Genomic DNA, 8454 nt, shown 5'->3' with positions numbered 1-8454 from the left:
ACCGGTCGACGGCGTTCCCGACGTCGGAGTACCGGTCGACGGCGTTCCCGACGTCGGAGTACCGGTCGACGGCGTTCCCGACGTCGGAGTACCGGTCGACGGCGTTCCCGACGTCGGAGTACCGGTCGGGATCTGAGTTTCCGCTGGCATTGGATACGCTGTCGTATCCAATTTATTGAGCGCGGTGATCAACGTATCGTAGGTGTCTTGAACAGACTTTTCCGTTTTCGAACATAAGTCGTTGAAGCCGGAAACTCTGCCTTCGACATGCGGCATGAAATGCTTGGTGAGCCACTCTATTGCCTCCTTACCCTCTTTGGAAGTCGGATAGTGCTCGGCCTCATCTAAATAGATGTCGATTTTCTTTCGCCCGACACCGGTTGTTCGATCTGGAATATCCGGGAGGTCCGGATGCCAATAGTCTTTGACGGCTTGAGCTTTTTCTCGGACGATTTTCCGCAATGTGGTTGCCGCACCGGTCAGCGCCGTCGAAATCGCTAGGGCTTCCGCGTGGTCATCGGTTGCCCTTTTGATCTGCGCATCCAGGCTCGCGAATGCCGCGTCGCCAGCCTGCCCCTTCCATACCGCGGGCAACGCTGTGCGCTGCGCACCCTGTTTGGTCAACTCTTCTTGCGTCGTGGTGACCGCTTTGGACACCGCGGCGGCCATCTGATCCAGCGCCTTGATGTCCATGCCACGTTCGACATCATATTTCGGGTAGAACGATTTGTAGTCGAGAGCGGCGATATCATCCTTAGCGAAATACATGAGGTGGAGTATCGTGTCACATCTGGCGTATCTCGGCAGATACTCCTCGAAATACATCAAGCCAGTTGCGCCATCACTCAAGATATCGTCTGCATTTGCATCCGAGGCGGCTGTTAATTCGGTTCCTTCAGCCATTCGTCATACTCCGAACTCGAAATCGACCATCAGAGATTGACCCCCGCTGCGGTGATCTTCTTGACGTTGGAGTTATCCACGGCCGCGTAGGACGTGGCGCTGGTGGTGTACACCCCACCGGACTTGTCGATCGCTGTCTGCCAGTTCTTCAGCCAGGTCGCGACGTGGCCCCAGCCTTCGGAGACCTTCGTGCCCTTCTCCGCATACGCCCGACCGGCCTGCGCAGGCCCGAACTTCAGACTCTCCACCTGCGCCTTTTGACCGCCGATGGCGGTAGCCGACGTCTTCAGATTGTTGCCCATCTTCTGCAGCGCAGTCGTATCCACCTCGACGTAATTGGTCGCCATAGATGCCCTCCCTCCCAGCTAGCGCCCACCCTGATCTCAGGGTGGATCTGGCGGCCGAGGCGCCGCCCTACCTTCTTCGACGCACTGGGCGAGGATCCGGTTCCCTCGAATACGAGTCGGCCGATCCCAGATTGCCTACGCGGAAATCTACTACGCATGGAGTCTCGATCTGGACCGAGCGCGAAGTCCGTTGTCTCATTGTGGGTTTCGTGCACCGCCGTCGATCAGCGGCGCCTTCCGAACACAAATCGACATGTCCGGCATCAAACGGCCGGGCGCGGGAAGACCAACTCCCGCAACGGAACACCCAACACGCGCTCGTTCGACCGCGCTGTACCCAGCCGAACGAGCATCATGGATAGGTCAGTCGCTACGGGGTTGCGGTGGCGGCGGTACCAAGTGACCACCGATTACGCCATCGGGCACGGTGAACGGCATATCCCCGATCAGTTCATCCGTGTTCTGGGCGTTGATCAGGTAGTCGGGAATCGAATGATCCGAATCATCATCCGACTTACCTCGCCCGGCACCCGCGCCCATACCGGGCATGCCTGCCATCCCGTTGCGGCCGGTGCCCGCAGCCTTGCTGCTGGCCGAAGTGCCAGTGGCAGTAGCCGTCCCCGGGGTGCCGGACACCGACTTACCGGCGCCGGGCGTACCCGACTTCGGCGTACCCGAACCAGGTGTGCCTGACCTAGGCGTGCCCGTTGTCGGCGTGCCGGTCTTCGGCGTGGCCGACGCCGGAGTCGTCGGTGTCGCCGTCGTCGGAGTTCCTGTCGTCGGCGTCCCCGTGGTTGGGGTCCCCGCCGTCGGAGTAGCACTCTGGGGAGTGGTCGAGGGAGTATTGGTATTGGTGTTCTGTGGGTTCGTCGAGGCCGGGTTCGTCGAGGCCGGGTTCTCCGTCGTCGGGGTGCTCGGCGTCGGAGTGGTGCCCTCCGGGTTCGTCCCGGTCGGTTTCACCGTTGGGGTCGGCGTCGTCCCATCACCCAGCGAGTTCGTCGAGCTCACCGGATCCTTGGGCGTCGGCAGCACCGGCACTTGCGTATCGGCGGCGGCGACCTTGTCGACGAAGTTGTCTTTGACGTACTGCTGGGCGGAGGCTTCGGCATCGGATTCGGGGTTGCCATCGAACCAGTCACCGGGATTCCACCAGCTCTGCGGGTCGCTGACAACGTCGGGCATGCCGTTCTTGGTCCTGGTGACCGCGGCGGCGACGTCATCGACACGGGAGCTCATCGCCTGCAACGCGGGGGTGAAGTTCAAGGCGTCGGTGGCGTAGTTGGCGATCGATTGCCGCGCGGCCTGTGCTGCCGTGCCGTCCCAAGCGGATTCGCTGGACCTTTTGATCCGGGCCGCGAACAGTGCGACGCTGTCGTTCCAGCCGGTGGCGATCTTCGCGTAGTCGTCCTTGGCCGCGTTGGCTTCGGTCGGGTTCAGTGGCTGAAATGCGTCCCGGAGTTCCTCGTGCGATTTACCCCACGGATTGTCCGTGACGCACTTCTTCTTGATCTCGGAGTCCTCGTAATTGACCGTCACGCTCTACTTCTTCCCCTGGAAGCCCTGCGGGAGGGTTTCGATCAGCTCATTGTATCGAGACGCGAAATCAGCATCAGCCTGCTGGTAACGCTGCGCGATCTGCTTGTGCAGTTCCTGGATCGAATCGATGATGTCGTAGTGGCGCTGCAGAATCGCGTGCACATTGTTGCCAGCCGAGTCACCGGCAGCCTTGGCCCGGAACCGTGACACCAGAACCTTGCTGGACTGGATCCAGTTACCCGGATCCTCACCCACACCCCACGTCTCACGCTCAGAGATTCCTTGAGCGATGGCCTGGAGTCTCACGATTTCGTTCTTCATCGCTTCGCAGTCGCGGTCGATGTAGACGAACTCTTCAGCGTTGACGCGGACGGTATCGTTGAACTTTACCGTCAGCTGCCCATTCTTGGCCGCGTCGATGAGGTCCTGCATCGGCTTGCTCATGACGTGAATCCCTCCCCCAGAGTAGAAACTTCAATCCGCACTGACGCTTACACCCCCGCCGGGATCAACGGCACAACCTTCTCCGCCAAGGCCAACGCGATATCACACGAGTACCGGTTACCGGTCTTCTTGCGGGACGCCGGGTTATCGACCTTGAACTCCAGACTGCCGCCCTGCATTTGGGCGTTCAGTGTGCAGGTCGTCTTATTTGTCGAGTCCTGCGATTGATGAGTGAGCAAGGCTGTGCGGCCAGCCACGGCAACTTCACGCTGGTCCGGGAACTGTTTGGCGCGGACCATGTCCAGGGTGAGGTTGGTGGTGCTGATGGTCGCGGAGTATCCATCCGATACCACCCAAATGCAGCCGCGCCACTTGACCTTGCCACGAACCATATCGTCGTGGGAGGTCGCGCCGTCATTCCGGTGCAGACCTTCCGAATCCAGGACCGCTTGTGGAATGTCAGTGCAGGGTTTGAACCCGCTGGGCACATCCTCGGCGATGGGCAAACCGGTAGCCGAGGCACTAATGGATTTCGCAGCCGAGTCGTTCCCGGTCGATGACTCACACCCGGCAACCAGCAGCACAGCACTCAGCCCCACCGCACCGACGAATGCCACTTTCCGCGTGATGCTCATTCAGCCCCTGCGCCGGTGTCCGACCTGCATTGCACAGGGTCCGGACCGGCTCCTCCGCCCCCGCTGGTTTGCTGATGACCGTACCGGCCGGTAGACCAACGTCGCAACCCCTCGCCCACCCTCGCGGAGGGGCAGATCCGCAGCCAAGTCCCCTGTTACAGATTCGCAAATATCTGTTGGATATCGGCGCCGTGTGCGAGTTCACTCGAACGGTCATGGCCGCCTTGCCATCGCCCATGGATAGGCGCATTCGAGGGGGTCGCGCGCCGCAACCAGCTCCCGGAGGGGCGGGTGGTGGTGCTCCCGGTGTGACGCGTCGCGTGGATGGGCATGGCGATGGTGGCGTCGGGATAGGTGCGAACGAACTTCTCAGACCTACGCCACCTTTGCGCGAGAACTGCTCGGTCGAGCGTCAGTCGGTGATCTCCCGATATCCGCTCTTCTGTTTGGCGGCAATCGTTTTCGCCGCCTGAGCCGCGGCTTTGGCGGGGTCGCCGTGACGCTTGGCGCTGATGGTCCCCACCGTGCCTGCCTTCCCGTGCCGGGTGGCGATGATGTCGAGGCCCGGATCGGTGGTGATCTCCCAGAACTTGGTGCCGTTCGAACCGGTCGCCTCGAAGTACCGGCGGGTGAGATCGGGGCCGCGTCGATGGCCGCCGAAGAGCATCGTGGTTTCGGGTGCCGCCTGTTCGAGGTGGTTGGCGAATCGGCTCAGGAACGAGGTGGCGATGATCCATGGCAGGGACCGCTCCCACCACGACTCGGCCGGATGTCGATCCACGTGGGCGAAGACCCTGCCGTCGGAATTCGGTGCCACATCGGAGAATACGGTGTCGACCGTGCCGTCGAGGCCGACGACGAGTGCGCTCATGGCCGACAGGACGGGCTCCCACTGCTGGCGGTTCGCACCGCGCAGGGTGGCCGCGTGTTCCTCCCCGAGTTCCCGCATGCGCGGCCTCTCCCGCAAGACCTCGCCGGGGCCGAGCAGACGCAGACCAGCGCCGCCGATACGCCATTCGGCGTGGCCGATGTGCTGCCACAGCCTGCGCAGGCTGTCGGGTAGGGGTGTGCCGAGTTCCGCTTCCAGCGCGTCGATATCCTCCGGCGCGGCGGGTGGGCCGACTTCTACCGCGAACCCGGCCAGACCGGGCGAGTGAGTGGTGAATCCCTGGGCCGCGAGATATTCCGCGATCTCGCCGAGAGCGGTGACATGCCAGGCGGTGTCCTGAGTGTCGTCGCGGATGCGCGCGTGAACCCATTCGGAGACGGTCAGTTCCTCGCGCACCCGATGGCCGTTCCAGGTCACCGACTCCAGACAGGACAGTGCCGCGCCGTCGCGATACAGCTCCAGCTCCCGACGCTCATGGTCCGCCGCGGCCGCCGGGTCCACCGCGAACCGGGGCCGGTCGAAGGCCATGAGGCGCTCGTTCTCGGCGTCGGGCTGGTGGAAGGTGCGCATGATCGCGGCCCGGCCAGGCAGGTACCACGGGTCGGATTCGGTGTACTTCGCGGCCACGCAGGTGGCTTTCATTCGGGCGAAGGCGTTTTCGGCGGCGGCGAGATCGGGGAAGGTGAGGCCGATCGTGTCGAGGCGGCCGTTGTTCACGCCCCACCGGTACACGATGCGGTCGAGATAGCGCACCAGTTCGACGAATTCGTTGCGCGAGCTCGCCCACAGCAGCGCGCGCTCGGATTGCTCGTCCACTTCGCCCAGGAAATCCCGCATGCCGTGATAGCCGATCCGGCTCGGCCGGAAGGGGGTGTCACAGATGCCGAAACCGTCGAAGGCGTGGAGATCGCCCTCCGAGTCGAGGAACCACACCTCGCCCGTGGTCCGGTCGCCGAGCAGGCGCAGTCGCAGGGTGGTGCCCGCCAGGGTGCCGAGGTCGACATCACTGATCCTGGTGAGTGGTCGCCCTGCCGCGCGTGCCTGCTCGCCCTTGTCGATCAGGGCGCGCCGCGCCGCATCGGCGTCTCCCGACAGCACTTCGGCCATGCGGGCGCGCAGGTCGTCGGCGTCGAGCGGATCGGTCCAGTCCCGTCCACGGGACAGCATGTCGGGTTCGACAGCGTCCACCGCGATGGATTCCCTCCTCGCGTTCGCGGTTCGGACCAGGTCGTACTCATCGACTTCCAAGGCCGCCACGATGCCGACGGTGAGCGCGTACTTGAACACCCGCTGGTCGATCTCGTCCGACGGTATCGGCCAGTCGCTGATCTCGCGCAGCAGTTCGATTTTGGGCCACCGCGGCTTGACGTGATCGGCGAGGGCGTTGGCGTAGTGCGCCGCGGCTCGGGCATCGCGCCGATCGCGCAAGCGCCGCATGGCATCCCGGTGCACCTCGGCCGAGAAGATCTCGCCGAGTGCGTTTCCCATCCGCCAGATGCTGCGTCGTTCGGTGAACAGCCGCTCGATCAGCGCCGTCCGCGCCGCATCGGAATTCAGGTTCCGCACCGCGGAATACAGGTTGGCGACCACATCCTCGAGCTGACCGTCCATCGTCTGCCGGTGGCTGAGTACCGGACTGTTCGCGCGGTCGGATTCGGCATAGCGGCGTCCGTAGTCGTCGAGCGCCGCGATGAGATAGTCCTGTGCGCCCGGATGCGCGAACCGGTACAGCTGATGGCCCGCCGCGTTGCGCGCGGCGATTCCGGGATGCGTCAGTACGGTATCGATCATGGCGGCGGCGGCTCGCACGGCCTGCTCCGGCGACGCCCGCCGCAGTACAGACTGTTCCTTGCTCGAATCGAACAGCTGCTGCCACAGCGCCTCGATCGTGCTGGCCGGTGCGGGCAATGCGGCCAGCCGCATCAGCGCGTCGAAGACCGGCGGATGGTGCGCCACCGGGGCCAGTGCGAGGCATGCGGCCTTCTTCAGATCGTCGTTGTGCATTCCGCCGAGGATGTCGGAGGCATCCGGCTCGGGAGTGTGTTCGAGCAGCCGGATGAGCACGGGGACGAGGGCGCTGTCCACGGAGTCCGGCCGCAGCCCCTGGACCACGCCGGCGCGGGCATTGGCGGGCAGCTGCTGGAGACCGCTCGCGGCCAGTTCGGCGCGATCGGGTCGCGCGCCGTCGAGAATGGTGCGCAGCGCCCATTCGATCACTTCGGCGGGCGATTCTTCGATGTCCGCCCGTTGCAGAATGCGTTGTGCGACAATCTCGCTCAGCTCGCTGTCGATATCGGCCAGGATCGCGGCGTGCTCGCCATCCGCCTCTTGTAGCCGCGCCAGGTAGACCGACGAAGTCTCGGCGTCGGCCCAGCGGCGGTCGAGCTCCGCACGGGGCAGCACAGGTTCGGCTCCGCACAGTTCGTGGGCCCGCCGCAGGGCGGTCAGGCACGGTCTGCTGTACGGGTCCTTGACGAGCAGTTCCTCCGCCGCGTCGGCGAGCGCCGCGCCGTCGCGCACCAGCGACATTGCCGTGGACATCGCCCACACCCGGGTCGCCCAGGCGCTGGTGGACGCGGGCAGCAGACGCATGACGGTGTCGGCGGACGGGCTGTGGTCGCGGCCCGCCCGCCGATCGGCATCGGCGCGCAGCAGAACCGTGCCCGTCGTGACGGGCATGCGATCGAGGGCGGCACTCACTTGCTCGGTGGTGAGCTCTCCACTGTTCAGGCCATGGATGATCCAGCTCGCCCGCTCCAGCGGCAGGTGCTCCGGGGCCATCTCCATGGCGGTGAGCGCGGCCCGCGCCTCGTCATCGGAAGCGACGAATTGCCGCAGCAGTGAGCGGCGGATGCGGAAACCCGATACGACGGGCACATCACCGTCGATCGCCAGCCCGCCGACGGCCTCGACGAAGGCGTCCAGCAGTTCGGGACGTTCCGGGGTTCGGGCGATCTCGTCGAGTACGCGGGCACGGTCACCGTCCTGCGCGAGCAGACTCGTGTGCAGTAGCCAATACACCGCCAGATGCGGATCCTGGTGCAGCAGCGGCAATTCCACGTCCAGCCGCTTCTCGGCGTCGATAGCGCTCCACAGGTTCACGAAATGCCCGGCTGCGCTGGAGGCCAGATCCTCGGCCGACTGCATGGGCTGTCCCTCGCGCAGCAGCGGCCGAGCCAGCAGCCACATCAGCCATTGATAGCGCTGCGCCAGTTCGGCGCTGGTCGGGGTCGGCCCGGTATCCGCGGCGGGTGACGGCGAGCGGAAGGAGTCGCGAATATCGAATTTCGAACGCTCGTCCTCGTCATTCGCCTCGGCGCGCTCGAGCTCCTCCCGGTAGGCCAGCCAGTCGTCGAAGGAGTCGAACCACAGTGCCAGTTCTCGGGTTTCGTGATCCTGCCACCACACCCGGCCGGTGCCGCGCAGATCCAGCAGCGTGTAATCGTCCCCTTCGTCGTCGATGACGACGAAACCGCTCAGCGATTTGTCGATCGCCCCGAAGTACGGGTAGTTGATCGCCAGATGGGCGTCGACGAGCGAACCACGATCGCCCACCCAGTACTCGAGCAGGTGATCGTCGATGGCATCGGCAATGGGAACGGGAACGGGAACGCCGAAGTAGCGGCTGGCGGGCAGGTGCAGGGCCATGGATTCTTCCTGGTATCGAAATGCGCTGTGCCGGTGAGAAGGACGGCTCGCG

At 64.4% G+C, this 8454-nt stretch carries 6 protein-coding genes; all 6 read right to left on the bottom strand.

What is annotated here, in order from left to right; all coding sequences use genetic code 11:
- On the bottom strand, positions 1-903 hold a 903-nt coding region (locus tag AB0H61_RS14600), incomplete at its 3' end, for a WXG100 family type VII secretion target (RefSeq protein ID WP_357303684.1).
- 29 nt (positions 904-932) lie between these two features.
- Positions 933-1250, bottom strand: a complete 318-nt coding sequence (locus AB0H61_RS14595) for a hypothetical protein (protein ID WP_357303681.1) — start codon at positions 1248-1250, stop codon at positions 933-935.
- 363 nt (positions 1251-1613) lie between these two features.
- Positions 1614-2786, bottom strand: coding sequence for a hypothetical protein (locus AB0H61_RS14590; protein ID WP_357303678.1), 1173 nt, complete (start codon positions 2784-2786; stop codon positions 1614-1616).
- Between the two features lie 3 nt (positions 2787-2789).
- A complete protein-coding gene (locus AB0H61_RS14585) occupies positions 2790-3230 on the bottom strand; it encodes a hypothetical protein (protein WP_357303675.1) in 441 nt (146 codons plus the stop codon).
- A 47-nt stretch (positions 3231-3277) separates the two neighbouring features.
- Positions 3278-3865 carry a DUF3558 domain-containing protein gene (locus AB0H61_RS14580; RefSeq protein ID WP_357303672.1) on the bottom strand — a complete coding sequence of 196 codons (588 nt, stop codon included), beginning with the start codon at positions 3863-3865 and terminating at the stop codon, positions 3278-3280.
- A 412-nt stretch (positions 3866-4277) separates the two neighbouring features.
- Complete coding sequence (locus AB0H61_RS14575) at positions 4278-8402, bottom strand: SMI1/KNR4 family protein (protein WP_357303669.1); 4125 nt, start codon at positions 8400-8402, stop codon at positions 4278-4280.
- Between the last annotated feature and the right edge of the window lie 52 nt (positions 8403-8454).

Source organism: Nocardia sp. NPDC050710, assembly GCF_040654375.1.
GTDB lineage: Bacteria > Actinomycetota > Actinomycetes > Mycobacteriales > Mycobacteriaceae > Nocardia.
This window is presented reverse-complemented; position numbering and strand designations above follow the sequence as displayed.